Annotated in this window: 1 protein-coding gene; it reads left to right on the top strand. The window is 44.7% G+C overall.

Features of this window, described 5'->3' with window-relative positions; all coding sequences use genetic code 11:
- On the top strand, positions 1-266 hold a 266-nt coding region (gene ssb, locus AAEY62_RS22780), incomplete at both ends, for a single-stranded DNA-binding protein (RefSeq protein ID WP_350636690.1).

Here is a 266-nt window from a genome sequence, read left to right as displayed (position 1 = left end):
GAGTGGCACCGTGTGGTATTTTTTGGCAAGTTAGCAGAAATTGTTGGTGAATATTGCCGTAAAGGTTCACAAATTTATGTTGAAGGTAAACTTCAAACACGTAAATGGACTGACCCACAAGGCCAAGAAAAATACACGACTGAAATTGTAGTTGACGGTTTTACCGGCCAAATGCAAATGTTAGGGAGCCGTGGTGGCGACCAGCAAGGTGGGCAACAAAGTGGTGGTTACCAAGGTAATCAATCACAAGGCGGACAGCAAAGTGG

It is taken from the genome of Pseudoalteromonas sp. GW168-MNA-CIBAN-0100, from assembly GCF_040309225.1.
Classification (GTDB): domain Bacteria; phylum Pseudomonadota; class Gammaproteobacteria; order Enterobacterales; family Alteromonadaceae; genus Pseudoalteromonas; species Pseudoalteromonas arctica.
Note: the sequence above shows the minus strand (reverse complement) of the source record. Positions and strands in the feature narration are given on the sequence as shown.